Source organism: Larkinella arboricola, assembly GCF_003259745.1.
Lineage (GTDB): Bacteria > Bacteroidota > Bacteroidia > Cytophagales > Spirosomataceae > Larkinella > Larkinella arboricola.
Map to the genome: position 1 here is coordinate 483,167 of NZ_QLMC01000004.1, position 25,950 is coordinate 509,116.

The following is a 25,950-nucleotide window of genomic DNA, read 5'->3' on the forward strand; positions in this document are numbered from 1 at the left end:
TACCCCGCGCTGTTTTACCCGGCTGGACCGGATGTTTATCGCCGGTTTGGTGGGATAAGCGGGCCGATTTTCGTATTTTTGAAAACTGAATTTAATGAGTGAAACCTCCTGAAGCCACTCCGGCACACTTCACGTTCTTTGACGAAATGATGGATGGGAACGTTCTTCGGCGTTCTGGGGATGGGGTGTGACGAACGGTAGCCGAAAACGTCTACAACGTGTTTCTGGCAGCAGCGGCCCGCCGGAGGGTAAGATTAGAGACAAGATACAATGAACGAAACAGCAACACTGCAACCGGTTGATTTTCTGAAGCAATACTACGGCTATGACCGGTTCCGGCCCATGCAGGAAGACATCATCCGGACGCTGCTCGACGGGCGTGATACGCTCGTGCTGATGCCGACGGGTGGGGGCAAGTCGGTTTGCTTTCAGGTTCCGGCGCTGATGAAACCGGGCGTTTGTGTGGTGGTGTCGCCCCTGATTGCGCTCATGAAAGACCAGGTCGAGGCCCTGTTGCTGAACGGTATTTCGGCGGCTTACCTGAACAGCACACAAAGCAGCAAGGAGCAGCGCGAGATTGAGCAGGAGTGTCAGGCCGGTCGCTTGAAACTGCTCTACGTTTCGCCCGAGAAAATGCTGTCGGAGTCGTTTTTTGTTTTTCTGAATACCCTGCAAATCAGTTTCTTTGCCATCGACGAGGCCCACTGTATTTCGTCCTGGGGACACGACTTTCGCCCGGAATACACCCAGTTGAACCTGCTGAAAAACCATTTTCCCGATGTGCCCGTGGTCGCCCTGACGGCCACCGCCGACAAACTGACGCGGCAGGACATCATTACCCAACTGCACCTGAACGATCCGGCGGTTTTCATCGCTTCCTTCAACCGTCCTAACCTGAGCCTGCGGGTTTTGCCCGGCCTGAAACGGATGCAGCAGATTGAGCGGTTTCTGGCCCAGAAGCCCGATGAGTCGGGGATTATCTATTGCCAGAGCCGTAAATCGACGGAAAGCCTGGCGGCTAAGTTGCAGGAAAAAGGTTACCGTGCCGGTTACTACCATGCCGGGATGAGCGCGGAAAGCCGGGCGCAGGCGCAGGAAGAGTTCGTGCGCGACGATGTACGGGTTATGTGCGCGACCATCGCCTTTGGGATGGGCATCGACAAATCCAACGTGCGCTGGGTGATTCATTATAACATGCCCAAAAACCTGGAGAGTTTTTACCAGGAAATCGGGCGGGCCGGGCGCGACGGTTCGGCTGCCGAGACGGTTTTGTTTTACAGCTTTGCCGACGTTGCCAACTGGAAGGAAATGCTGTCCGAAAACGCACCGGCCAATCTGGGCCTGCAAATGGCCAAGCTGGAGCGGATGCAGCAATACGCCGAAGCGCACTTATGCCGGCGGCAGATTCTGTTGAGTTACTTCTCCGAAGATTTTTCGGAAGCGTGCGGCAATTGCGATGTGTGCCGAAATCCGCGCGTGACATTCGACGGTACGGTATTGGCCCAGAAAGCCCTGTCGGCACTGGTACGGCTGAGGGAACAGGTACCTGTAAACACGCTGATTGACGTGCTGCGCGGATCGCGGAACCAGACGGTCCTGCGAAATAATTACCATCTGATTAAAACCTACGGCGCGGGCAGCGATCTGAAATTCGATGAGTGGCGGAGTTATCTGCAACAACTCATCAACATCGGCGTGATTGAAGTTGCCTACGACGATCATTATTTCCTGCGTCGGGGTATTCTGGCCGATGCGGTCTTGTTTCAGAATCGAAAAATCCAATTAATCAAACCGGAGGATGCGGCCCAGCTCAAAGCCGAACAAAAACCGAAAACCAAAACAGAGACGGCGCGTGACGGGCTGTTCGAGCGGCTGCGGCAACTGCGGAAACAATTGGCCGACGAACAGAATGTTCCGCCGTATGTGATCTTTACCGACTCGACGCTCGAAGAAATGAGCCGCCTACGGCCCACGACGCCCGAAGCGTTCCGAAATGTTGGTGGCGTTGGCGACCGGAAATTACAGGTTTTCGGCAAACCGTTTATGCAGGCCATTGCTGCGTTTCTGACCGAACAGGCACGGGAGGGAACCAACCTGAAAGGTGCGACGCATCTGCTGACGTATGATTTCTACCTGCAAGGGCTGACGGTTGATGAAATTGCCCAGGAGCGAAAACTTTCTTCCTCCACCATTGCCTCGCATCTGATCTACCTTTCGGACAACGGATACGAGGTCGATCTGGCCGAACTTATTGGCACCGCCGAACGCCTGGATATCGAACGCGCCATTGCCCGTGCCGGGGTGGAAAACAGCGCGTTAAAGCCAATTTACGACGCGCTTCAGGGCCGGTACGACTACGCTAAAATCCGGATTGTGGCGGCCCTGATGGGGCGCATTCTCTGAATGGTCTATGGCATTAGTAGGAAGGCCGTTTAGTAATTTTTATAGAACCGCTATTTGGTAAAGTGCAGAAAATCAACTAGCTTCGTATAAATGTCTTTTTATTAATCCGTGACCGTCGTGTTGACGTAAACAACAACCAAGTCTGTTTTGATAAAAAAAGCGAGTGTAATTCTGCTGCTGTCGAGCCTTAATTTCGCGACGGCGAAGGACGTTCATTCAAGAGAGTTCACGTCCCATTCCAATGGCACCGTCAGTGTAAGGTTGCCTGGAACCGCGACCATCCAAAGTTTACAGCCGGTCCAATTTTGCGGGGAGTCTGTTCCCCTTAGACAATCTAAAGTTACCCGTCGCTGGGTAACAGTTTTATTACAACAATCCCGTCACCGGGATTATCTGCTCCGGCTTCGTAAACGAGCGGTTCATTTTTTTCCGGTCATTGAGCCTATCCTGGCCAAGTACAAAATTCCCCGGGATTTTAAGTATCTGCCACTGGCCGAAAGTGATTTGTCAGGGTCAAGCACATCGCCTAAAGGGGCGGGGGGCTACTGGCAGTTGATGCCCCAGACCGCCCGGAACTATGGGCTAATCGTCAGAGCGGGCCGGGATGAGCGGAGAGATTTGCAAAAATCGACCGTTGCGGCCTGTCTGTACCTACGCGAGCTGTACAGTGAATTGGGTTCCTGGACGCTGGTAGCGGCTGCTTACAACAGCGGAGTTACCCACGTTCAGAAACGCATCGACCAGCAGGGTATCCGGAGTTATTACAATCTGCGGCTCCACCGGGAAACCAGCACGTATCTGTACCGGGTTCTGGCGTACAAAGAATTGCTGACGCGTCCGCGCATGTACAGCGATATGCTGCATCCGGCCGTGCTGGCCGACCTGACCAAGCCGTTGCCGGGCGAGCGTTTTCAGCCGGGGGTCATGCCGTTTGTTCGGCAGAGCACCGAACCGGGTGTTGAACCCGAGCCAACCTGGGGTCCCCGGAGCCGGAATCTACTGGAAGAAGCTCTGGCGCAGATTATCAACGGTTCGACGGGTGGCGATGGGTCGGCTGAAGATTCGGGTTCGATGATGACATCGCCCGGTCATGCGCCGATGTCCGCAGCCGCCTTGCTGGGTGGTCGGGTATTGCGGTTCCGCCGGTCGCGGTTGTACCAGGTTTTTCTGGCCGCCCGACGTAAAATTCAACCCCTGTTCGATTGGGACTGGGTGTAATGTTTCACCGATCAACGACAAAAAGGGGCGCTAGCGCCCCTTTTTGTCGTTTCCACCCGTAACAACTTAATGACTGATAGGCAGGTAAATTCGAAAAAGTGCTCCCTGACCTTCCTGACTTTCGGCCATGATGGCACCGTAATGATTCTCGACAACCTTTTTGACAATAGCCAGGCCCAGGCCCGTACCGGAATACGGCCCCTTCTGGCTGTGCAGACGCTGGAATGCCCTGAAAATCTGCTGACGGTATTCGGGTTTGAAGCCAATCCCATTATCCTGAATGCTGATTTCGTAGAATCGGACGCTTTTTTGCAAAGGTTCCAGGATAACGGGCAACACCGGAAAACTCAGTCCTGCTGGTAATTCACCCAACCGGATTTCCCGAAACGATACCCGAACGTGGGGCGGCACCTCGGGGTACGAAAACTTCAGGGCATTACTCAATAAATTTTGAAACAGTTGCCGCAACTGGCTCATATTGCCTTTGATGGTCGGGAGCGAATCGACTTCAATCACCGCTTTCTTTTGCTGAATCGCCCATTCCAGATCCGTCAGCACATCGCTGATCAGATTGTTGAGGGAAATGGGAACCGGTTCGGGTTGCTGCGTTGAAAGCCGCGAATAGGTGAGCAGATCGGCCACAAGATCGGACATCCGGCTGGCTGCGGACTGCATACGCTGGATCAGATCGACGCTGTCGTCATGCTGAACGCCGAGCTTTTCGCGCAGCAGATCACAAAACGCCCGGATTTTTCGCAGTGGTTCCTGTAAATCGTGGCTGGCCGCATAGGCAAACTGTTCCAGGGCTTCGTTCGACCGGATCAGGTCTTCGTTGGATTTTTTCAACTGAAGCTCCTGAAGTTTGCTTTCGGTGATGTTCATGAACGTAATCACAATCTGATCGGGTCCCTGCCGAACAGCCGCTACGGTAAACCAGGCTTCCAGACCGTTCTCATCGGTGTAATACTGCGTTGTCTGATCCGTTTCACCGGTTTCGGTAACCTGCTTATAAAAGTTGAATAAGCCGGATTCGATATTGCCGGGAAAAACTTCCAGCAGACGGTGCCCGGTAATTTCATTAGGGGGTAGAAACAAATCCCGTTCAACGGCCCGGTTGGCGGTCTGCATCAGAAAATCAATAATTTGCCCACTTTCATCCCGAATGGCCCGCATGGTAATGATGCTGCTTAGCGAAGCGTCCAGCGTGGCCTGAAGACGTTCGGCCTGCTCCTGTTGCATCTGTTCGACCCACTTCCGGTCGGAAATATCCTCGAAGGAAAGCACCAGGCCGTCGTACAACGGTGTCGCCGTAATCAGAAACCAGGTAATACGGTTATTGATCGGGTGAGAAAATTCAACCACCTGGGATTGTTGTAATTCGATGGCATTAACGTACCGTTGAAACAGACCGCTTGATCGGGCCTCCGGAAACAGGTGGGTCAGGGATTGACCAATGAGTTGATCCCGTTCGAGCCCCATAAGCTCAACCATTTTCTGATTAACGATCTGGTAGCTGAAATCGATAATTTGGGCCTGTTCATCCCGAACCGCCACGCAATAGACAAGGCAGTTCCGGGCTGCATCCATAACGGCCTGCATCATCGCACTCGGCTCCCGCAGTGGTTGAGTCGGTAGCCTTTCGGCGGTTGTATTCCTGATGGGGGTAGTCATAGTGTCCTCGTCTTCCGGTAGGTAAACTACAAGAAGCAAGCTTTTGTGTCAAATTTGATTCTAAAAATTAATAGACAGAGTATTTCAACATAACGGGCAGAAAATGTCCGGTTTTTATCGATTCTGGCAGTGACCTTTTTTCAAAATCTCCGTCTAACCGGAACACATCACGGTTTGTGAGCGTTTTGTAGTGAAAACCAAGGTTTTAGGGCGTGCATCAACAACGTTTTTTCTTTTCGATTATCCTTATCAGCTTTTTCAGTAGTACGGTTGCCACTACGGCTTTGGCCCAGCGTAAATCCGGTGGTATAGTGCGCAAATTACCGGTTCGAACGGCTTCGATACCCAAACCGGCGGGTATTAATTTTTGCGGAGAACCCGTTCCGGTAGAAAGCGGGGCGGTGGCACACAACTTATCGATGGCGCTGATGCGGAATGTGTCGTCTCAGCAATACCTGATGAACTTCCGCCGTCGGGCCATTGCACAGTATTTCCCGATCATTGAACCGATTCTGAAAAAATACCGGATTCCCGACGATTTTAAATACCTGGCGGTGGTCGAAAGTGGCTTGCAGGCCGATGCCATTTCGCACAAGGGCGCGCTGGGCTACTGGCAACTCATGCCCGAAACCGCCACGGAACTGGGTTTGAAACTGACGGATAAAGTGGATGAACGAAAAGACCTACTCAAATCGACCGATGCGGCCTGTCGTTACCTGCGGATTCTGTATCGCAACCTGGGTTCGTGGACGATGGTGGCGGCTGCCTACAACGGGGGCATTGGCCGCATGCAGTCGCACATGAAAAAGCAGCACGAAACGAATTATTACTTTCTGTCAATGAATCAGGAAACGAGCGATTACCTCTACAAGATCGTGGCCGTCAAGGAGTTTTTCCAGTTTCCGGGGCAGTACCTGACCAGTAACCTGATGGCATCGGTAAACTCCTACGAACGCGAACGGGCCGAAGCCATTGCGCGGGGCATCATTCCGGCTGAAGAGCCGGAACCAGTCGGTTTTGCCATCGAGCCGAAGGAAAGCCTGGAACTGCGGTTTGAAAGTGCTTCGGTCGATAGTTTGCTGGGGGCTTTGTCACGACCCAAACCCGTTGCCTCTACGTTGTTCAAAGGCGACGTGCAGGCCGAACTCGTCAAACCGGGCAAGATCGCTATCGGGTAAACGTGGCAGTTCCGATTGACAGAAGGGGCGCAGATCGGGGACCAGAAATTAGGCAAAAACGACCTGTTATACGCCATTGTTGACGATGTGGACCAGCGTTCGGGGCAGCTTTTCCTGCGGTCCGTCAAGCTGGTTTCGGCCGCCGGTCAGCAGCCTTACAGTGTGACGTTGATCTGCCTGAATCCGCAGACCGGTCTGGCGGGTGTGCCGCTTCCCAAAGCTGATCAGCTCAAACCGGGTGGCCGGACCTGGACGGTGGGCTGGAAGGTGCTGTGAGTCAAATTAGACGATTTGGCAGAAATGTTTGGCGTACCCACGGACTTTAATCCTGATATTAGCCAGACGTACCTATCTTTGGCAACCAATACGGTTTTTCGGCCAAAGCCAGAAAAGTCGCCAATGCTCAGGATTCAAACACGGGTTTCAGTCCGTGGGTTCGTATATGCTCGCTCTTCCCATTTTTTTAGTGCTTGCGGTTAGTTTCGTTGTGGTAGGGGTTTACCTCGAACGAAAAGTTTCGGCCTTTATTCAGGACCGGCTTGGTCCGATGGAGGTCGGGAAATACGGTTTGCTGCAACTGATTGCGGATTTGCTCAAACTGATGCAGAAAGAAGACATTGTGCCCAAAGCCGCCGATCGACGGCTTTTTCTGCTGGCTCCGATGGTGATTTTTGCGTCGGTCTTTGCCGGGTATGCCGTTCTGCCGCTTACACCTGATTTGCAGGGCGCGACAACCGACGTGGGGGTTTTCTACCTGATGGCAATTGTGTCGGTTGATGTCATTGGAATTATGATGGCGGGCTGGGGTTCCAACAACAAGTACTCACTCCTGGGGGCGATGCGCTCGGTAGCCCAGATTATTTCCTACGAAATACCGCTTGGCCTGACCATTCTCTGCGCTGTTATGATCGGGCAGACGCTGAATTTGCAGGATATGAGCTTTCAGCAGGGCATTTATGCCGAAGAAACCAATTACCTGTTTGGCCTGAAATTTCTGAATATCGATGTCACCAACTGGGGCGGTATTTTTAGCTGGAACATTCTGCGGAACCCGTTCCTGCTAATTGCTTACATCGTTTTCTTCATTACCACCCTGGCTGAGAGCAATCGTGCGCCCTTCGACCTGCCCGAAGGCGAATCGGAACTGGTGGGTGGTTACAACACCGAATACAGCGGAATGCGGTTTGCGCTACTGATGCTGTCGGAATATGCCATGATGTTGCTGGTGTCGTTTCTGGGCGCTATTTTGTTTCTGGGAAGCTGGAACACGCCCTTACCCAATCTGGGGCCTCTGCGGCTGGCCGACTGGACAAGCGGTTTGCCGGGCACGGCCTGGGGTAACATCACCGGCTTTTTCTGGCTGTTTTCCAAAGCCATGCTGGCAATTCTGTTGCAGATGTGGGTCCGCTGGACGTTTCCCCGTGTGCGGGTTGATCAGATGATGTTCCTGTGCTGGAAAGTCCTGACGCCCATCGGCCTGGTTCTGCTGTTGATTTCCGGCGTTTGGCGGTTGTTGATGATTTAATGGCACTTTATTTGTCCTAAAATAGTTGTACAGATATAAGTACCTAAATTCAACACATGTCTTTTACGAAATTACCGCTCATTGAGCCCATTTTGGAGGCTCTGAGCGCCGAAGGTTATACCACTCCCACACCTATCCAGGAACAAGCCATTCCCATTTTGCTCGACCGCCGGGATTTGCTGGGTTGCGCCCAGACCGGTACCGGTAAAACAGCCGCCTTTGCCATTCCGATTCTGCAAATTCTGAGCGAACAGAAAGGCAGCGAACGCGGTCAGCGCCCCATTAAAGCCCTGATTCTGACGCCTACGCGTGAACTTGCCATTCAGATTGGCGAAAGCTTTACGGCGTACGGAAAATACCTGAACCTGCGCCATACCGTTATTTTTGGGGGCGTTTCGCAACACGCGCAAACGCAGGCCCTGAAAGCCGGTGTTGATATTCTGATTGCCACGCCGGGCCGTCTGCTCGATCTGATGAACCAGCGGTTTATTGATCTGCGCACGATTGAACTCTTTGTGCTCGACGAGGCCGACCGGATGCTGGATATGGGATTCGTGCATGACGTTAAAAAAGTGATTGCCAAGTTGCCTTCGCAGCGCCAGTCGCTGTTTTTCTCGGCAACCATGCCGCCGGATGTAGCTAAACTGGCCGATAGCATTTTGAGAAAACCGGCTAAAGTGGAAGTGACACCAGTTTCATCCACCGCCGAAACCGTGAAGCAAGCCGTGTATTTTGTGGATAAAGCCAACAAGAAACGGCTGCTGATTCACCTGCTGAACGATCCAAAGATTGGTTCGGCGCTGGTGTTTGCCCGCACCAAACACGGAGCGGACAAAGTGGCCAAAGATCTGGCAAAAGCCGGGATTCAGGCCGAAGCCATTCACGGCAATAAGTCGCAAAACGCCCGCCAACGCGCCCTGTCCAACTTCAAAACCCGGCAGACCCGCGTGCTGGTCGCTACCGATATTGCCGCCCGGGGCATTGACGTCGAAGAGCTTTCACACGTCATTAATTACGAACTGCCAAACGTGCCGGAAACCTACGTTCACCGGATTGGCCGGACGGGCCGTGCCGGTAACAATGGAGTTGCGTTCTCATTCTGCGACGCGGAAGAGAAAGAATACCTGCGGGACATTAATAAATTGATTGCCAAGGCCATTCCGGTGGTGGATAACCATCCATATCCGTTGGGAACGGCCCCGGCCATTGAATCGCCGGAGCAGCCAACCCGTTCGCAAACGCCGGGCAACCGTTCCGAAAAACGAAGTGAAACAGCCAGCAACGATTTCCGAAACGGTAATCGTCGCCGGTTTAGCCGTCGCTAAATCTGAACGACGGTATTCTTTTTCTTCGTGGTCAGTTCGGCAGGTAAATGAGCCAGAATTTCATGCCTGAGTGCATCGATTAGCTTCCGCTTCAGAAAGCTGCGATGCGTTACCAGACTGACTTCCCGCACCGGTTGTGGAGCCTCAAAGGGCCGGATGCGGGCTTTACGGGTATCGTCCATGTCGAGCGTTGCCAGATAGGGCAGGAGCGTAAAACCGTTCTGTTTATCAATCAGTTTAATCAGGGTTTCGAGCGAACCCGTTTCGTAGCGGAGCGGCTGGCTGCCACTCTGGCGTTTGTCAGCCCCGCAGAGGCTAACTACCTGATTTCGAAAGCAGTGTCCTTCGGTCAATAACCACAAGCCGTCGGTTTGAAGATCGGTGGAACAAACGGCGGGCTTCTCAAAAAGCGGGTGCGAGTTGGCCGCGTAGAGGACGAAAGGTTCGTAGAATAGCGGTATTTCCAGCAAACCGTTTTCATCCAGCGGTGTTACCACAATGCCTACGTCGATTAAACCGTTTTTAAGCCGTTCCAGAATTTGTTCCGTCATCATTTCCTGAATCTGTACGGTTACGGCCGGATATTGATCGATGAACGGGCCGATGAAGTACGGAAGCAGATAAGGTGCCAGGGTTGGGATGATGCCAAGCCGGAGTTCTCCACTGAAATCTTCCCGCGACTCTTTGACAATTTCCGGAATGCGTCGGGCCGCCCGCAGGACTTCACGGGCCTGCTCCAGAATAATTTGGCCGGTTTCGGTAGGCACAACGGGTTGCTTGGAGCGGTCGAACAGCAAAATACCCAGTTCGTCTTCCAGTTTCTGAATTTGCATGCTGAGCGTTGGCTGGGTGACGTGGCAATGTTCAGCGGCTGTGGCAAAATGGCGGTGGGTGTCAACGGCAACAATGTAATCTAACTGCGAAAGGGTCATTAACGGAGTGGTTGAATGGCTAGAATAGATCGTATGATCCAAGATAGTTCTTGGCAGACTATAAAGAATAGGCGCTTCGTAAGCAGACCGCCCATCAAAGTCCTCTAACGATCATAAATATTATCGATGTAAAAATAAAAGATATTGATTGAAGTTATACGGTTTTCCGTTGTAATTTTGATCTACTAACTTATTATTTTGTCATGGAAGTACCCGGTATGGATGTCACTGTCTTGCAACAATCTCCGGCTGCCCGAAAATCAATCGGCAAAACCGGCGTTCTAATCGTCAACCTCGGAACGCCTGATAGCCCGTCGGTGCCGGACGTTCGGAAATATCTCCGGGAATTTCTGATGGACGGACGGGTGATTGACATTCCGTATGTTCAGCGGTATGCACTGGTCAACGGCATTATTGCTCCCTTCCGGGCGCCCAAATCCGCGAAGGTGTACCGGGAAGTCTGGACCGAGAAGGGTTCCCCTTTGAAGTATTACGGAGAGGTTGTTGAGCGCGAACTTCAGAGGCAATTAGGCGACAATTACGTGGTGAAACTGGCCATGCGGTATCAGAATCCCAGCCTCGAAGCCGGTCTTTCCGAATTTCAGAAACTGGGTTTAACCGACATTGTAGTCATCCCATTTTTCCCGCAGTATGCCTCTGCCACCACGGGTTCGGTTTACGAAAAAGTAATGGAAATTGTGGGGAAATGGCAGATTATTCCGCGAATTGAGTTCACCAACAGTTTTCTGGATCATCCGAAGTTTATTGAAGGGTTTGCGCAGCGCGCCCGCCCCTACATGGATAAGGAATCGTTTGACCATTACCTGTTTAGTTACCACGGTTTGCCCGAGCGTCAGATCCGGAAAGGCGATGTGACCGGCACGGTGTGCAAGCTGGGTGACTGCTGTTCGTCGCTCCACCCCCAGAACCAGTATTGTTACAGGGCGCAGTGTTTCGAAACTACCCGGCTGCTGGTGCGGGCACTCGGTATTCCGGAAGGAAAATACACCACCACGTTCCAGTCCCGGCTAGGCAAAGATCCCTGGATTAAGCCGTATACCGAAGATGTGGTTCAGGAACTGGGGCAAAAAGGCATCAGGAGCGTCTTGGCTTTTTCACCCGCCTTTGTGGCCGATTGTCTGGAAACGACAATTGAAGTGGGGGAGGAATACAAGGAATTGTTCGAGAAGCATGGCGGCAAACGCTGGCAACTGGTCGAAAGCCTGAACGACAGCCCCATCTGGATTGAACTGCTGGTGGATTTGGTGAAGAAGGCGGGGTGATTGAACTGCCCTGAACGTTGTTGTTCGTAAAGAAATAAAAAAGACCCGCCGTGAAGCGGGTCTTTTGTTTTAGCGGACGGCTATTTCTTTGCCCCTTGGGGTGAACAGCACCACCTTATTTTTCACCGGGGTTACGGTTTTCAGGTAGGTGAAAATCGCTCCCAGGTCCTGCTCACTCATCCCGGCATACATTCGCCAAGGCATTAGTGTATTGAATTCGGCGTGTTCGAGCGTCGCCGGATGTGTAAAGTCATCTTTTTCTGCCGCCTTGAACCGCGCGATGAACGCTTCTTTGGTCCAGCGTCCAATGCCCGTTTCGGCATCAGCGGTCAGGTTAGCGGAACGAACCGTGCCAACCGGCATGGCAAACGTGCGGCCACCGGCCAGTGTCATGCCCGGCAACGGCTGACCTTTTTCATCGACCGGCGTATGGCATTCGCCACAACCGGCAAACGTCAGCATGTACTTCCCGTAAGCCACCGAATCCGCCGGTTCTGGCCGTTTGCTGCCCTCTGATTTTGTCGGCATCGTGTTGATAATCAGGTTCATCGGGAAATCGGATTGCGACGCTGGAATCGCTGGATTTTCAATGGGCTTCAGCGTCCGGACATAGGCAATGATGGCCTTGATATCGTTCGAATCCATCTGCCCGTAATTCCGATACGGCATCACCGGGAACAGGGCGTTTCCATCTTTGCTGACCCCGGTGGTAATGGCGCGGTAAATTTCGCCGTCGCTCCAGCCGCTCAGGTGGGCGGGCGTCAGGTTTTTGGCGTAATAACTGCCCGGAAAGCCCATGTCGCGGGTGAAGGGTTCCCCGCCTTTTCCTTCCGTTCCGGCCACGAGCGGCCCGCCAACTATCTTCCAGTCGCGCTCGGAGTGGCAGTCGATACAAACGGCGACGTGATTGGCCAGGTATTTTCCCCGGGCAATTTGCGCGGAGTCGGCCTGGATGGTTAGTTCCGGCGCGGGGCCCACATTGGGGAGGGCCGTTTTGATGTAAGCAACACTACCGGCAATCAGTAGGACAACGACGCCGGCAATAATGCCCAGGATTCTGAAGACTTTTTTCATGATATGGTTATAAAGAGGAAGTATATAAATTACGCCATTTGAGATAGTTAAGGCTATTGCTGTGTAGCATTATCGTCTCTATTTTATTTTTTGGTCACAAAAAAACCGGCAGAGCTTGAAAAGCCCTGCCGGTTTGTCGATGAAGTGTAATTTATCTCTTATAAAACGGTAATTAAGCCTTTGACAACCGAACCTAAGCGGATGGCGTCGAAAACCCGTGCTTCTGTAGCGCCATGTTTCAGCACGCTTTCTTCGTGCGAGCGAACGCACAATTCACAACCGTTGACGGCGGAAACAACCAGGCTCATCAATTCGAAAAACTCCTTGCCCAGAACCGGGTTCATCATGATGCTCATCCGAATACCGGGTTGCGTCTGCTGGTAATAATCTTTTCCGGTAAAATGCCGGAAGCGATAGAAAACGTTGTTCGTACTTAACAACGAAGTACAGGCAACTGTTTCGGCAATTTCGGCATCCGTAGCACCTTCCTGACGGGCCAGGGCTGAAAAGCTATCGACTAGCGGCTGGTATTTTTCGTTGACCGCAACCGACAACGCCAGCAGGCTGGTTTCTTTCTTCGTCAGATTCTGGCTGCTATTCAGAACGTTGCCGAGGTTAATTTTCAGATCGCGCAGGTACCGGTGGTCAACTTGCCCGAGCGTTTCCAGCGTCGGATAAGAAGCCGTCGTATCCAGTCCCAGATTGGTCAGCAGCGACAGAATGGTTTCGTTTTGGATCGAAGTGGTCATATTCAATTTTGAATGATAGAATGAGTGAATGATAGAATGGTGGCTTCTGGAGAAAGTATTCACTCATTCTATCATTCGCTCCTTCAAAATTAAAATTATGCGCTCAGCGTTTCTTCGCCTTTTACCCAGTTACAAGGGCAAAGTTCGTCGGTTTGCAGCGCGTCCAGTACGCGGATCACTTCGTTCACGTTCCGGCCAACCGACAGGTCGTTAACCGATACCCAACGAACGATGCCTTGAGGATCAACGATATACGTTACACGGTAAGCCACTTTCTCGTTCGCTTCCAGAATGCCCAGCTCTTCGGCCAGTGATTTTGACGTATCGGCCAGCATCGGGAATTTCAGACCACGCAGATCATCGTGGTTTTTACGCCATGCCAGGTGAACAAACTCACTGTCGGTAGAAGCACCGATCACCATGGTATCGCGGTCGGCGAAGTCTTCGTATTTGCTATTGAACTCGGCGATTTCGGTCGGGCAAACGAACGTAAAGTCTTTCGGCCACCAGAACATCACCAGCCATTTGCCAGCCGATTTGTGGTCGTCGGAAGAAACTTCATAAAACTCGTTGCCTTTCTCCAGGGAAACAACCGCCAGCTTTTTGAATTCTGGAAACTGTGAACCTACGGATACAATATGATTTTTCATAGTTTGAAGTAATTTATACAGGTTGTCTGCAAATAATTTCCTGACAAAAATGGGAAGAAAATGGATGCCAACCTCATTGGATTTATTGATTTAATATAGATAAAACTGATGATAAATCTCATCAAATAACCTGATGAGGCCCATTTCGGGCTATCTCATCTGATCATAGTTAAGAATAAGACAATATCAGATGGTAATAGTAATATGTATTTTAGTGAAATATGAAAATAGCAAGATCGGATATGACTTGCCGTTTTGACAAAATCATATCCGATCCTGAAAGAATAATGAAGATTTTAGTAAACCCGGACTTCCATCAGAGCCGCCGGGGCCGCTCCGTTCACGGTTTTCAGATGAATCGTCAGACTGGAGGACTCGATGGGTTGCTCAAAATAAACCGTATTGCGGGTCTGATGATTACCCGTTTTCTGGAAAACACGCTCCTTACGGTCGTTGCAGAGAAGGTAATCGCGCACGCAGAAGGGCACTTCTGTTTCGGGGTGCGTCATGATGACGGTTTCGAGCGGGTGGTCAAAATCACCGTCGAGGAACAGTTCCACGCGGCTGATGCGCTGCACATCCGGCCAGCTTAGCGTTACCGTCGGATTCGGGTCGGTCGGGTTGGCGACATAACCGTTGGGTTGATTGGTGGGCCGTTGCACACCATTCCGTAGGTTTTCGACACCAAACAGGGCGATACCGGGGTTAATTTTCATCGCCAGATTCTGTCCTTTGGGTCGTCGCTCGGGGGTCCAGAACTCAAATGCTTCTACGCCAATATCTTCGGTAGGTTCCTGTTTCCCAAAATTAGAAACAGCCGCGTTCACTTTATTGAAAACCGACAAAACGCCCGTTACCCGTAATTCACTGTATTGCAGCCGGACGTGCTCGTTTTTCATGAACAGGACAAACACGTAAGCTGGCTCTTCGATCATTGCGTCAAAATTCAGCGTTAGTTCCTGCTGACCTCTCCGGACCGGAACCGTCAGTGTCTGGAGCGTCACGTCCGGCGTATGGTTTTCCGGTTTGCTGCTCCGGCGCAGTTCAACCGTCAGGGTCGTGTCCTGATCGGCGCTGGCCCAGACCGTCAGTTGCGGAACCGGCCCGGTGGGTAAGGGCAGCATCTGACCCACCGCCGACGTGAGCGGTGTTAGCGGCCCATCGGCGGGAAACTCAGTCAGGATCAATTCGCTGGAAGCCGTCAGGGTTGCGCTTTGGGCCAGATCAGAGCCATCGTAGAGGTGCAGACCCGGAATGTGCTGACCGGTTTTGAGCAGTTCCTGCTGCAACTCGTGCATCCGGATGGGTTCGGTCAAATCGCGCGGAAGCAGGCCGTCGCGCGTACACAGGGCAGCAGCCATGCCCACCGCCTGCCCGCCGTGGGCGCTGGTTCCCATCACCCGCGACGAAGCAAAGGCCACGTGGGAAGCACTGATGATCCGTCCGGCGATAAACAGGTTTTTGACATTACGGCTGTAGAAACAACGGTATGGAATCTGGTACATCCCTTTGCTGTGCCACTGGTTGCAACCCGGCTTTTCGGAGAAAATACCGTCGGCGGGGTGCAGATCCAGCGACCAGCCGCCAAACGCCACCGCATCCGGATGCGTCCGCTGTTCGACTACATCCTGCTGTTTCAGGATATAGTCTCCTTCAAACCGACGGCTTTCGCGCTTGCCCGGAATCTGCCCGACCCATTCGAGCGTCATGGTTTCGGCTTCGGGAAACTGGCCGGAGTTTTTGATGTGGTTCCAGACCCCGTATACCACCTTCCAGAGTTCCCATTTGATGGTTTCGGTATCATGAACGGTATCCAGCCGCCCGCCGTACTCGATCCACCACAACTGGCAGCCGAATTCTTTGGCGTTGAACCGTCGGTAACGCGGAATTTTGGTAATATCCTGCAATGCGTAGGCCGGTGGCACAAACCGCACGGGTTTACCGGTATCTTTCGTGTAGAAATAGAGCGAATGGCCCAGTAATTCGCCGTACTCTGCCGTAGGCGCAAACTTCTCCCCAAATTCTTCGGTCGATTCGGCGCCCATCCGGAAAGCCGCCCCGGCCTGAAACGCCATAACGCCGTCGCCCGACGCATCACAGAACAACGGAGCCGTCAGTTCGTACGCTGTGCTGTTTTGCGTACAAAAAGCTTTTACCCCGCTGATGGTTTCCGGCCCCGACTTCTCAACCTCATACACCGCCGTGTTCAGCAGGAGCGTAATATTGGGCTCGCTGATCACTTTTTCGAGCAGTATGGTATCGAAAATCAGCGGATTACCTTCGGGATTGCGGTACAGGTTTTCCAGTAAAACCTCGTCAATAAAGCCGCCTTCGCGCGCCCAGCGGTTGTTGTTGCCCATGTGGGAGGTGGCCCCCAGCACCCATAGCCGCACTTCGCTGGACGAGTTGCCGCCCAGCACGGGCCGGTCCTGCACCAGCACAACGCGGGTCCCCGCGCGGGCCGCCGTTACGGCACAACAGGTGCCGGAAAGACCTCCGCCTACCACAATCAAATCAGCATCGTGCCGGACGGTTTTAGGCGTTCGTTTATCGGTTGCTTGTTCGCGTATCATTCGTTAAATCAATCGTTTGTGCTAGAATAGAAAAGCCCGTTGGTTTTAATATTTCGATGGTTATGGTTTTGTCAAAACCGCTGACCGGAAGGGTGAAATCAGCCGTTTGCCCCGGTTGCAGGTCAGGAATGCGCAGGCTTGACGTGCCCGTTTTTAATTGGTACTGCCGGATGGCATACGCCGGAAAATCATTCCGGGCCGTAACCCGGAGTTTGAGTTGATGCACCCCTTCCGGGCCGGGTGTCCAACTGAGTTTTTCGACGGTTACGGGAGCCATACCAGATCGGTGGGCATCATACAAAGGCCGTTTCGAGCGGTCGTGCCGAACCAGGCCCCAGGGACGGGTGCCGTCCGGATTTGTGCCGTCGTGCCGACTCAGGTAATCGTTGTACGACCACCACGACGCGCCGATCACGTACGGTAATTGCCGGATGTCGCTCAGGAATTTTTCAATGTGCGTAACCTGACCCGTTTCGCCATCTTTACCGTCTGCGCGGGTGCCGTACTCGCTGATGAAAATCGGCTTGTCGGGGTACAGCGAATGAATGTGTTTCAGAACCGTGGCGTGGTTGCCGTAGGTGTTGGTCGAAATAAAATCGCAGTACTGGCTGGCTTCGTCTTCCGGTTTTTTGGGCAGAATATTCAGGCGCATGGAAGCGAAGGTGTAGAGCCGCGTGGGGTCGAGTTCGCGGGCGTAGGCAATCATGTCTTTGGTCCAGCGCTGCCCGGCGGGCTGTTCGGAAAGATATTCATTTCCCACGCTGTAGGCAATCACGCTCGGGTGGTTCCAGTCGCGCTCGGCCATCTCACGAAACTGCTGCCGGAACTTGGTGCGAATGGTGTCGTTGTCCATCTGCCGGGGGGTGAGCTGCCAGTTTCCGGCTTCCGTGATAATCAGCATACCGTTGCGGTCGGCCCAGTCGTAGACGGTTTCGGCGGGAGTGTAGTGCGTCAGCCGGTGCAGTTCCATGCCCGCTTCTTTCATCAGTCGCAGGTCTTTTTCCACCAGCCAGTCCGGTTCCAGCGACCCCAGGGTCGGATAATCGACTACCCGGTTGCCACCCGCCACCTTGATCGGCTGGCCGTTGAGCAGCAATTGCGTTCCCTTTACTTCTACTTTCCGGATACCAAAATGGGTGCGGACGGTGTCGGTTGCGGCTACAACCTGAAGGTCGTACAAGGTCGGCTGGTCAACGCTCCAGAGCTTTACATCGGCGGCTTTCAGGCTGGTTTCGGCTTCCCAAACCGTGGTTTGATTCGTTGTGCTGCCGGACTGTTGTTTCCAGGTAACATTGACGGTTTTGCCGGTTTGTTCGAGCCGGAAAGCCAGTTTGGGGGCGGTTGCCTGTCCGGTGGTGTTGCGAATCCGGGTTTTGACTTTCAGGGTGGCCGTTCCCTTTGCCAAATCGGGCGTGGCTTCTACTTTGACGTTTTCGACGTAAACCGCGGGTTCGACGGTCAGGTAAACGGGGCGAATTAGTCCGCCGTAATTGATCCAGCCGGGAAATGGGTCGTTGGGCTGGTTGTTGTCTTTCGCTCCCGGAATGGTGCCGGTGCGCCAGGTGTTGTTGTTGACCGAAACGGCAATGGTGTTGGTGCCCGCTTTCAGATAATCGGTAATGTCGAAATGGAAGGGGGTATACCCGCCTTCGTGCGTACCAACTTTCTGGTTGTTGAGCCAGACGACGGTTTCGTAATAAGCCGCGTCGAAGTGCAGAATAATCCGTTTGCCCGTGGTCGGTTGCCAGGGAAATGTGCGTCGATACCAGACGGTTCCGGTGTAAAACTGGTAGCGTGGGTCGGTCGAAAAACAGTGCGGTACGGTGACCTTGTTCCAGCGATTGAGCGGGGCGTCCTCGCGGTACCACTTGCCCGTTTCGCCCACCTCGTTCGGGTCCATCGCAAAGACCCACTCGCCGTTCAGCGGAATGGCCTTCGGATCACGGACGGTGTATTGCCCGAAGGAAACCGTGGTTAGATGCAGAAACAATAAAAGGATCAGGTTGTGTATAGGTTTCATAGGAAAATCAAGGGGAATGATCGTGTTATGCCCGAATTAGTCGTGATTTGAATTCGCAAATCTCTCGGGCTGTTGCTGGGTCGTGGGAATTTGAACGCGCCGTGACGCCCGCCAGGGAATCAGCGAGGCTACTAAAACGACGCCCGAAATGACCGCCGTGATACCCGCCCCCTGCGTGGTTAGGAAACTCAGGCCGAACAGCATCACCGCCGTAAACGCCAGTGATACGGCAATAATCCGCAAGCCAAAGCGGTTTTGTTTCTTTACTTCGATGGCTTCTTCAAGGCTCACATTTTCGGTGTTATTAGCCCGCTTTTGGTCTTTGGCGGCCTGATACGTCAGTTCTTCGGCGGCTACCTCGTTGCGCGAATGCGCCGAACGGCGGGCCGCCCAGAGTTCGTAGGCCAGCAGGAGCAGCAGCGGCAGGCCAACCCCGATGATGGTTTCGGCTCCGCGCGTCAGTTTGAAATCCAGCAGCCAGGGCGAAATGGCCTTGAAAAACAGGTTGACCGTCAGGCCAATACCCGTAATCCAGAGGGTTGCTTTGCTGGTCAAACGCTTGGAAAACAGGGCCCAGAGAGGAGGAGCCAGCAGCGGACCGCCGGAGATGGACGAAATGCTCAGCACCACCTCAACAATTCCGCCAGCCGCCGGAACCAGCAGCGCAATGATAATCATGCCAATTCCAAAGAACCACGAAGAACCGCGCGCGACCCGCATCAGTTGCTTATCCGATGCCAGCGGGTTGATGAGTCCTTTGTAAATGTCGTTGGTAAAAACCGCCGAAACCACGTTCAAAGCCGTGTTGGCGCTGGCCGAGGTAGAGAAATACATACCCGTCAGCATCAGGCCCAGCAACCCCGGCGGCAAGACCAGCTTGCAAATCATCAGGTAGGCGTTTTCGGTATCCAGACCGGTCAGTGAGGGGTTGATGGCTTTGTAAATCATCGGCGGTAACATCCAGATCACCGGACTGACGAGGTAAAGGGCGGCAAACAGAAACGCCACTTTTCGGGCCGATTTCGGGCTGTCAACGCTGGTATACCGCTGCACAAACGTCCAGTTGCCGCCGATGTAGCAAATGTGATAAATCACGAAAGCCATCACAAAACCAAACGTATACTCACCGTTGAGCAGGTTAAAAAAGTCGTCGGGAACGGCACTGGTAAAACCGTCAAAACCGCCTACGCGGTCCAGCGAAAGCGGCAGGAGAATGAACACCGCAGCCGACAGCACCACAAACTGCAAAATATCGGTAACCATCACGGCCCACAGCCCACCAACGGCGGTGTAGGCAATCATGAAAATACCCAGACCGATGGTGCAGGGTACCAGCGGCAGATTCAGCGATGAACTGACCAGTTTGGCTACCGGATAGAGGACCGAGCCTTTGATAAACAGCGAAACCAGTGTGAAAATGAAGATATAGACTTTCTGGACGGTGGTACCCAGCCGTTCGCGGATGAACTCGGCAGCCGTCAGTGCCCCGGTGGATTTCCAGCGCGGAGCCAGAAACAGACCCGTTACCAGCGCGCCGATGCACATGGTCCACTGAATGGTAATGGCCACCCAGCCGTGTTTGTAGGCAATGGAGCCCCAGGCCACGAACGTTCCGGCGGAGAAAAAACTCATGAACAGCGACAAGCCGCCGATAAACCACGGCACGGCTTCACCGCCCGCGAAAAACGACTTCAGGTTGCGTCCGGTCCGGGCAAACAGCATCCCGATTCCCAGCACGAAAGCCGAGAAAACGAGGATAACGAGGGTATCTATGGTTGTATTCATGCCGATTCGTTACTTATTCTCAAGCGTAAGAACCTCCAGCCCAAACGGCGGTAATTGCTTGCGGCTTGCCGGTTTGTCGGAAACTGTTATTTGAAAGTCAGACGGTTGGGCGCTGTTGTTTAGCAAAATCACAAAAGTCTTATTCTGCTTTTCGGATTGGGCCAGAATGTAATCGACCGAGGGATTGTCGATTTTGACCCGGTTTTCGTCAATCAGCAGTTTCGTTTTCTCTCCGTTGACGGTTCCGGCGGCAAACCCGTAGGTCTGGTGCGGCCCGACTTTGGGGGTAACAAACCCACGCGGGAACGTTACTTTTCCGTTCGAACGCAATTCCGCTTCGGCCAGCAGATAATCCGTCAGCCAGCCAACCTGCCACCAGGCGTGGTGCGGATACGGCCCGGCACCCCGGTTCATGGCCTGCCAATAGTAGGAGGCCACGCTGGTTTTCGGGTCCACAAACGCATCTCGACCAATGGTTCCGGCGCGGGCCATGTCGGCAAAAATGGGTTCTTTCGTCAGGCCGTACATCCGGATAAACATCCCGGCATGGCTCGCCAGTTGAATCGGACCGTGCCGCCCCGCCGAGCCGAAAATACCGCCGTGTTCGAAACTCAGACCGGACTGGTTGATCTCCCAGTCTTCGCGCGGGGTGCCGTTGACGGTTTTGGGTTTACGGCTGGCAATCGGGTGGGTGTAAATCGACGTGGTGTAAATTTTGGCGCAGGTAATGGCAGCCTGTTTATACCGTTCGTCACGGGTCAGGTCGTATAAATCCAGAAACGCCTGGGCCGACTGACCGGTGGCAAAGTCGGGGGCATAGCGGGCATCGCCACAGACGCCCAGAAAACTCCCGGTTTCGACGGCATTTTTGATCAGCCAATCGGCGCCTTTACGGGCGGCCGCGAGGTATTTCGGGTCTTTCAGGATGCGGTTCGCAACGATCAGGCCGTAAAACGTGGGCCGAACATCCTGAATGTCCTTGAAAATTTCTTTTTCCGTTTGCTTGTCGTAGGCCACCGCCCAGCTACCATCCGGTTTTTGCCAGGTCAGCAACCGTTCGGCACCAAACCGTAACCGGTCTTTCAGTTCCTGGTCGTCGGGTTTGAACAGCAGCATATTACCGATGTCGAGCATGGTATAATACGTCAGCGCAATCGGTTCGACTACCGCACCCCATTCCTCGACGAACTTCTTCGATTTGGCTAAATAATACTGCCCTTCGACGGCTCCCTTGAAAAAGTTATCGGCGGTTTCCTGCTGAACGAGCTTGAAGTTTTCGGCGTAGGGCAACACATTGTTAGTCAGCAGCGGATCGCCGGTGGCGGTTGCCAGCATCCACATCGCGCCGTAGTCCGAATTTTTCATGGCATCCTTGTTGGACCCAACCACCCCGCCGAGGTACGACTGCGCGCCAATCTTTTTGCCCTCAAATTCTTCCACGTTCCAGAGCGAGGTTTTCGGGTCGGTCAGGTAGTGGTGCATTTTCTGGATGCGGTCGGTCAGCGACTGTTTGCTTTGCCGCAGGGCCAGCGATTCTTTAAACTGGTAAATGTCGTACACCGTGTGATTCAGCGCCTTAAACCAGTCGCCGTCGGTCAGGCTGTAGCGGAAGGTGTAGCTCACGGTTTCGCCGGATTTCAGGGCCGATTTGGGTTCGCCCAGCACCGGGAAATACAGCGTGGGTGACAGTTGCGCCTTACGGTTCATGTGCGACAGGCCGATGTTCCAGTCGAGTTGCGTGATCTTGTCGTTCGCCCACGGGTCGCGGGCCAGCCCCGGTTCGGGAATAACCGAAAGCGTCAGGCCGTTTTTCGTGCTGATCATGGGCGACAGCGTACTGGCACAGCGTTCGCGGTACAATACCGGCAGCGTCGGAATGCCGTGACCGTAAGCGTAGGCCAGCACAAAATTGGGCTGGAGTTTATTGCCCTGAAAATAGCCCGGCACCGTCGCCCACGTCAGATTCTGTTCGGGAATATCGGCCAGCGTGGGCGACGCCAGCGAGAAATAACCCCCTTTTTTAGCTGTCAGCGTTTGTTTTACTACCACATCCTGCGGGAATTTTGGGTCAATACTCCATTCGGTGCTGACCGTGGCCGCGTCGGTTTCCTGCCGGAACGTGAGGCTGTTTTTACTAGCCTGCTTGGCTTCTTTCGGGAAGAAATGGATAGTTTGCCCGGCGGTATTCAGCGCCACCGGACTGGTGGTTTCAGCCCATTGCGCAGTTTGGTAATGGTATTCTTTGCCCGGAAATTCCTGGCCGGTAATGGTTTTAAAGGTCGTTTCCGGTTTGTCCGACGGTTTTTCAGCCGCATACAGCAAGGTATTTTCGCCGGACGGTTTGGCCAGTGCCTGCCATTGCTTGCCTTTCTGGGCGGCTACTTTCTGTAACCGCCAGCCGTTCGCCGTCGATTCCCAAACCAGTTGAATCCGGTCGTTTGACAGGCTAACGGTTTTGGGCTTCTGGGCAAAGCTGCTGACCGTGAATAAAATAGATGCTAAACTAAGAAGGTATTTCATTGTAAGAACCGGGTTAACAGCCCACGATGAAACGAATCGTGGGCTGATGAATCACATTACGGTTTAGCCGCCGTTGGCTCGTCCTTGATGATCGCCATGAATTCCGGCAAATGTTCCTGATAGACCCCACGCGGTGACGTGTTGTATTTTTTCGCCACGTAAGCCGCAAAACCGACCACTTCGCCCATCATGCCGCAGGTCCGCATCACCCGCGTGCTGCCGAAGGCCACGTGCGTGGTGCTGATGTTCCGACCGGCCATGAACAGGTTGTTGATATTCTTCGAATACAAACAGCGGTACGGGATGGTGTAGGGCGCTACTTTGATGTGCTTCGTTCCGGCGAAAAACTCCTGACCCTCAAAGTATTTGCTGTTTTTGGAGTCCGGGAAATGCAGGTCGATGGTCCAGGTGGCCGTAACGGTGCCGTCCGGATGCTGCTTGCCTTCCTGAATATCCATCTGGGTCAGAATATGGTCGCCCAGCAACCGCCGGGATTCGCGTTTGCCGCCGATGTAAGCCACCCACGCCAGTTCGCGCTTGCCGTATTTCTCTTTCTTGTTGTTTTTCAGGTACGACCAGTTACCGAAGATCGCCCGCAGGTTGTGATCGCGGATTTTCTCGGCGTCGGTAATGGTATTGAAGTTGCCAAAACCGGTTTCCCACTGCCAGTCCGACCGCGCTTCGTCGATGTGGTACTCGTCCGAGAACGGCAGCGCCCAGGGTGTTTCGGGGAAAGAGGTGGCGGTATCGCGCTCCAGCGAGGCCCACAGATTGGAGGTGCCCAGCGTGAAATCGTCCGCTTTTTCGGCGGCCAGCGATTCGCCGGTTTCGGCTTTGCTTTCCCGGCCAAACCGGTAGTCGGCCCGGGCCAGATGGCCCAGCGTACCGTCGCCCGTGCAGTCGGAGAAGTAGGTGCCCGTAAACCGCACTTCCTTGTTGGTGGCAATGTCGCGCCCGATGACGGCGGTAATGGCGTTGCCCTTTTTCTCGATTTTATGAACGTGCGTATTCAGGTACAGCGTGATGTTTCGCTCGGCTTTGACAATGTCGGTTTTCCGGGTATCGCCGTATTCCTGACCATCCGGATGGCCGTTTCCGGGGTCGCCGTTATCCATTTCCCGGACAATCCGGCCCAGCTTCGGGTAGTGGTTTTTGTCTACATCACCCCGCAAATGCACCCGGACTTCGGAGCTGTTGTTGCCGCCCAGCACCGGACGGTCCTGAATCAGCGCAACTTTCAAGCCCATCCGCGACGCCGAAATGGCCGCGCAGGTTCCGGCAATACCGCCACCGACTACCACCAGATCATAGTTTCCGGCTTCGGCGGGTTTGTCGGTCAGGTTCAATAGTTTGTTGCGAAAAGCCGTCAGTTCGGCGGGTTTGTCGGGGGGCGTAAATTTGGGCGCGTTGGTAAACAGAATGGCGTCGCAGCGGCCATTAAAACCCGTCAGGTCGTGGAGGGCGAGTTTAAGCTGATCGGTTTTGACATCGATTTCGCCACCCGGATACCATTTCCATGCGTCGGAACCGCTTTCGCCAAAGATGGTATTGACCGGTTTTCCATCCAGTACGACCTGAAATTTGCCCGGGCCTTTCGGAAACGGTGCCCAGTCTTTAGTACGGACCCAAAGCTGGTATTTGCCTTTTTTGGGGAAACTGACGGTGGTGGTCGCATCCTTCACGGGGCGGCCCATGCCGTGCGCCATCAGATACGACGAGCCAATAACTACAAACGACTGTTGGTCAATCACCCAGCCTCCTTTGTTTTCAAACGATTCGGTTTCCACAAAAATGTGGTCCTGGGCAACGGCCCGCCAGCCTATCAGCAGGCATACGATTATTCTGAGTACGGTTTTCATGGCATTGATCGGGTGTAGTTAGGATTTAGAAATAGCCTCTTTATAGATTCTCATTTTATGCTGAACCAGCGGACTCCGGGGTTTTAAAGCCGTCAGAACCCGGTAGATTTCGGCGGTATAGTCCGCGTTGGAATCAGTCAGGTGATTCGCGAGTGTCTGCACGGCTTTTTCCGGTAGCCGGGGCTGGGCCGCCAGCAAATTCAGCATCAGCTTAAACTGCTCCGGATTGGCTTTCAGTAAGAACTGCGCCGTCTGTTGGGCCAGCGGAGCGCGAAAGGGAACCGTCGCCAGTTTTTTCAGGATGGCAATTTGCAGCGGATAGCTGGCCTTCGTGTAGGTTTCCCACAGCCAGGTTTGCCGCTCGGCGCTCGAAAAGAATTGACTGTTTACTTTTTGCAGGGCGTGTCGGGCGGTGAAAACGTTTTTGGCGCGCATAATCTGCATCAAATCGGCGCTAAACGATGCGGCAACCGTCCCGCTTTGATCGATCACCCGCTCCATTGCCCAGTATTGGTAATGATGGTTGGTGCTGTTCAGAAACTGGTGCAGCAGGGCGTCGGTACGGTAGGTTTCGGTAATTTTCAGCATCTCATCCACGACGGACCCGTGCGCGAGGTGCCAGAGTGTGTAACAGGTGTACACCGCCCCGTCGATCACCACGTTTTTGATGGTTTTCAGGGTGGCTCCGGCCTTCGCATCCACCGAGTCGGCCAGGTTTTCGGTGCCTTTGCCAATCAGGTCTTCCATCGCCACGTCTTTCAGCAGCGAGTTGGAGTTGCTCAAAATATCCTGCAATTTTTCGTAATCTTCCGGCTTGAATTCCTCGTGGTCCATCTTGGTTAGTACCTCGCGGGGCGGAAAGTCGAACCGGAGGTAATTGCCCAGCAAATCCCAGTAAAAGTTGATGTACACGGGTTTGCATTCGCCCGTCAGACAAACCGGAGTAAACACATTGCGGAAGTAGTACGACGGGTTGCCCGATTCGTCAAAAGCCAGTTTCAGCACATACGAAGTCGTATCATTTTCGGTAATGGTGTATTCGCGGACTTTCTCCGGCGGAGCCACGGCAGCCCGGGCGCTTTCCGGAAAACCGAAATACACCAGCAACGCCCATCCAAAAAACAACCAGCCCTGTTTACGCATTTTCTTATGATTTTACGGTATTCGATTTGCTCCAACAACTGG

Annotated in this window: 18 protein-coding genes; 7 read left to right on the plus strand and 11 right to left on the minus strand. The window is 53.5% G+C overall.

Annotated elements, in window-relative coordinates; all coding sequences use genetic code 11:
• Positions 1-270: 270 nt before the first annotated feature.
• Positions 271-2,403 carry a DNA helicase RecQ gene (gene recQ / locus LX87_RS17710; protein ID WP_111629593.1) on the plus strand — a complete coding sequence of 711 codons (2,133 nt, stop codon included), beginning with the start codon at positions 271-273 and terminating at the stop codon, positions 2,401-2,403.
• Positions 2,404-2,664: 261 nt separating this feature from the next.
• Positions 2,665-3,621: a lytic transglycosylase domain-containing protein gene (locus tag LX87_RS17715; RefSeq protein WP_262511088.1), complete on the plus strand. Its 957-nt coding sequence runs from the start codon at positions 2,665-2,667 to the stop codon at positions 3,619-3,621.
• A 66-nt stretch (positions 3,622-3,687) separates the two neighbouring features.
• Here LX87_RS17715 and LX87_RS17720 read toward each other — a convergent pair whose 3' ends face one another.
• On the minus strand, positions 3,688-5,292 hold the full coding sequence (locus LX87_RS17720) for a sensor histidine kinase (RefSeq protein ID WP_111629594.1): 1,605 nt from the start codon (positions 5,290-5,292) through the stop codon (positions 3,688-3,690).
• A gap of 212 nt (positions 5,293-5,504) precedes the next feature.
• Here LX87_RS17720 and LX87_RS17725 point away from each other — a divergent pair, with 212 nt between their 5' ends.
• The 4 genes from LX87_RS17725 (at position 5,505) to LX87_RS17740 (ending at position 9,320) form a co-directional block, all read left to right on the plus strand.
• Positions 5,505-6,470 carry a lytic transglycosylase domain-containing protein gene (locus LX87_RS17725; protein WP_229310711.1) on the plus strand — a complete coding sequence of 322 codons (966 nt, stop codon included), beginning with the start codon at positions 5,505-5,507 and terminating at the stop codon, positions 6,468-6,470.
• 15 nt (positions 6,471-6,485) lie between these two features.
• Positions 6,486-6,746: a hypothetical protein gene (locus LX87_RS17730; protein WP_111629595.1), complete on the plus strand. Its 261-nt coding sequence runs from the start codon at positions 6,486-6,488 to the stop codon at positions 6,744-6,746.
• A 166-nt stretch (positions 6,747-6,912) separates the two neighbouring features.
• The gene (locus tag LX87_RS17735) at positions 6,913-7,995 is read left to right on the plus strand and encodes a complex I subunit 1/NuoH family protein (protein WP_111629596.1); all 1,083 of its coding nucleotides are present in this window, start codon (positions 6,913-6,915) and stop codon (positions 7,993-7,995) included.
• Between the two features lie 56 nt (positions 7,996-8,051).
• A complete protein-coding gene (locus LX87_RS17740) occupies positions 8,052-9,320 on the plus strand; it encodes a DEAD/DEAH box helicase (RefSeq protein WP_111629597.1) in 1,269 nt (422 codons plus the stop codon).
• Here the strand turns inward: LX87_RS17740 and LX87_RS17745 are convergent.
• A complete protein-coding gene (locus LX87_RS17745) occupies positions 9,317-10,252 on the minus strand; it encodes a hydrogen peroxide-inducible genes activator (protein ID WP_111629598.1) in 936 nt (311 codons plus the stop codon). The genes LX87_RS17740 and LX87_RS17745 overlap by 4 nt on opposite strands.
• Before the next feature lie 218 nt (positions 10,253-10,470).
• Between LX87_RS17745 and hemH the strand changes: the two genes are divergently transcribed.
• Positions 10,471-11,535 (plus strand): ferrochelatase, encoded by a 1,065-nt coding sequence (gene hemH, locus LX87_RS17750; RefSeq protein WP_111629888.1) that lies wholly within the window; start codon positions 10,471-10,473, stop codon positions 11,533-11,535.
• Positions 11,536-11,604: 69 nt separating this feature from the next.
• Here hemH and LX87_RS17755 read toward each other — a convergent pair whose 3' ends face one another.
• The 9 genes from LX87_RS17755 to LX87_RS17795 all read right to left on the minus strand — a co-directional run bounded on the left by LX87_RS17755 (position 11,605) and on the right by LX87_RS17795 (position 25,908).
• Complete coding sequence (locus LX87_RS17755) at positions 11,605-12,609, minus strand: cytochrome c family protein (RefSeq protein ID WP_111629599.1); 1,005 nt, start codon at positions 12,607-12,609, stop codon at positions 11,605-11,607.
• A gap of 158 nt (positions 12,610-12,767) precedes the next feature.
• Positions 12,768-13,358 (minus strand): carboxymuconolactone decarboxylase family protein, encoded by a 591-nt coding sequence (locus LX87_RS17760; protein WP_111629600.1) that lies wholly within the window; start codon positions 13,356-13,358, stop codon positions 12,768-12,770.
• Between the two features lie 95 nt (positions 13,359-13,453).
• Positions 13,454-14,008 carry a peroxiredoxin gene (locus LX87_RS17765; protein ID WP_111629601.1) on the minus strand — a complete coding sequence of 185 codons (555 nt, stop codon included), beginning with the start codon at positions 14,006-14,008 and terminating at the stop codon, positions 13,454-13,456.
• Positions 14,009-14,304: 296 nt separating this feature from the next.
• Positions 14,305-16,581 carry an FAD-dependent oxidoreductase gene (locus LX87_RS17770; protein ID WP_111629602.1) on the minus strand — a complete coding sequence of 759 codons (2,277 nt, stop codon included), beginning with the start codon at positions 16,579-16,581 and terminating at the stop codon, positions 14,305-14,307.
• Complete coding sequence (locus LX87_RS17775; RefSeq protein WP_111629603.1) at positions 16,556-18,601, minus strand: glycoside hydrolase family 2 protein; 2,046 nt, start codon at positions 18,599-18,601, stop codon at positions 16,556-16,558. The genes LX87_RS17770 and LX87_RS17775 overlap by 26 nt, the downstream gene beginning before the upstream one ends.
• Positions 18,602-18,637: 36 nt before the next feature.
• Positions 18,638-20,386, minus strand: a complete 1,749-nt coding sequence (locus LX87_RS17780) for a sodium:solute symporter family protein (protein WP_111629604.1) — start codon at positions 20,384-20,386, stop codon at positions 18,638-18,640.
• A 9-nt stretch (positions 20,387-20,395) separates the two neighbouring features.
• A complete protein-coding gene (locus LX87_RS17785) occupies positions 20,396-22,906 on the minus strand; it encodes a glycerophosphoryl diester phosphodiesterase (RefSeq protein WP_111629605.1) in 2,511 nt (836 codons plus the stop codon).
• Positions 22,907-22,962: 56 nt separating this feature from the next.
• Positions 22,963-24,765, minus strand: a complete 1,803-nt coding sequence (locus LX87_RS17790; protein ID WP_111629606.1) for an FAD-dependent oxidoreductase — start codon at positions 24,763-24,765, stop codon at positions 22,963-22,965.
• Positions 24,766-24,783: 18 nt separating this feature from the next.
• Positions 24,784-25,908: a hypothetical protein gene (locus tag LX87_RS17795; protein ID WP_111629607.1), complete on the minus strand. Its 1,125-nt coding sequence runs from the start codon at positions 25,906-25,908 to the stop codon at positions 24,784-24,786.
• Positions 25,909-25,950: the final 42 nt, after the last annotated feature.

Coding starts and splice junctions, on each gene's coding strand:
- recQ (WP_111629593.1), top strand. CDS start 271: ATGAACGAAACAGCAACACTGCAACCGGTTGATTTTCTGAAGCAATAC.
- LX87_RS17720 (WP_111629594.1), bottom strand. CDS start 5,292: ATGACTACCCCCATCAGGAATACAACCGCCGAAAGGCTACCGACTCAA.
- LX87_RS17735 (WP_111629596.1), top strand. CDS start 6,913: ATGCTCGCTCTTCCCATTTTTTTAGTGCTTGCGGTTAGTTTCGTTGTG.
- LX87_RS17740 (WP_111629597.1), top strand. CDS start 8,052: ATGTCTTTTACGAAATTACCGCTCATTGAGCCCATTTTGGAGGCTCTG.
- LX87_RS17745 (WP_111629598.1), bottom strand. CDS start 10,252: ATGACCCTTTCGCAGTTAGATTACATTGTTGCCGTTGACACCCACCGC.
- hemH (WP_111629888.1), top strand. CDS start 10,471: ATGGATGTCACTGTCTTGCAACAATCTCCGGCTGCCCGAAAATCAATC.
- LX87_RS17755 (WP_111629599.1), bottom strand. CDS start 12,609: ATGAAAAAAGTCTTCAGAATCCTGGGCATTATTGCCGGCGTCGTTGTC.
- LX87_RS17760 (WP_111629600.1), bottom strand. CDS start 13,358: ATGACCACTTCGATCCAAAACGAAACCATTCTGTCGCTGCTGACCAAT.
- LX87_RS17765 (WP_111629601.1), bottom strand. CDS start 14,008: ATGAAAAATCATATTGTATCCGTAGGTTCACAGTTTCCAGAATTCAAA.
- LX87_RS17770 (WP_111629602.1), bottom strand. CDS start 16,581: ATGATACGCGAACAAGCAACCGATAAACGAACGCCTAAAACCGTCCGG.
- LX87_RS17775 (WP_111629603.1), bottom strand. CDS start 18,601: ATGAAACCTATACACAACCTGATCCTTTTATTGTTTCTGCATCTAACC.
- LX87_RS17780 (WP_111629604.1), bottom strand. CDS start 20,386: ATGAATACAACCATAGATACCCTCGTTATCCTCGTTTTCTCGGCTTTC.
- LX87_RS17785 (WP_111629605.1), bottom strand. CDS start 22,906: ATGAAATACCTTCTTAGTTTAGCATCTATTTTATTCACGGTCAGCAGC.
- LX87_RS17790 (WP_111629606.1), bottom strand. CDS start 24,765: ATGAAAACCGTACTCAGAATAATCGTATGCCTGCTGATAGGCTGGCGG.
- LX87_RS17795 (WP_111629607.1), bottom strand. CDS start 25,908: ATGCGTAAACAGGGCTGGTTGTTTTTTGGATGGGCGTTGCTGGTGTAT.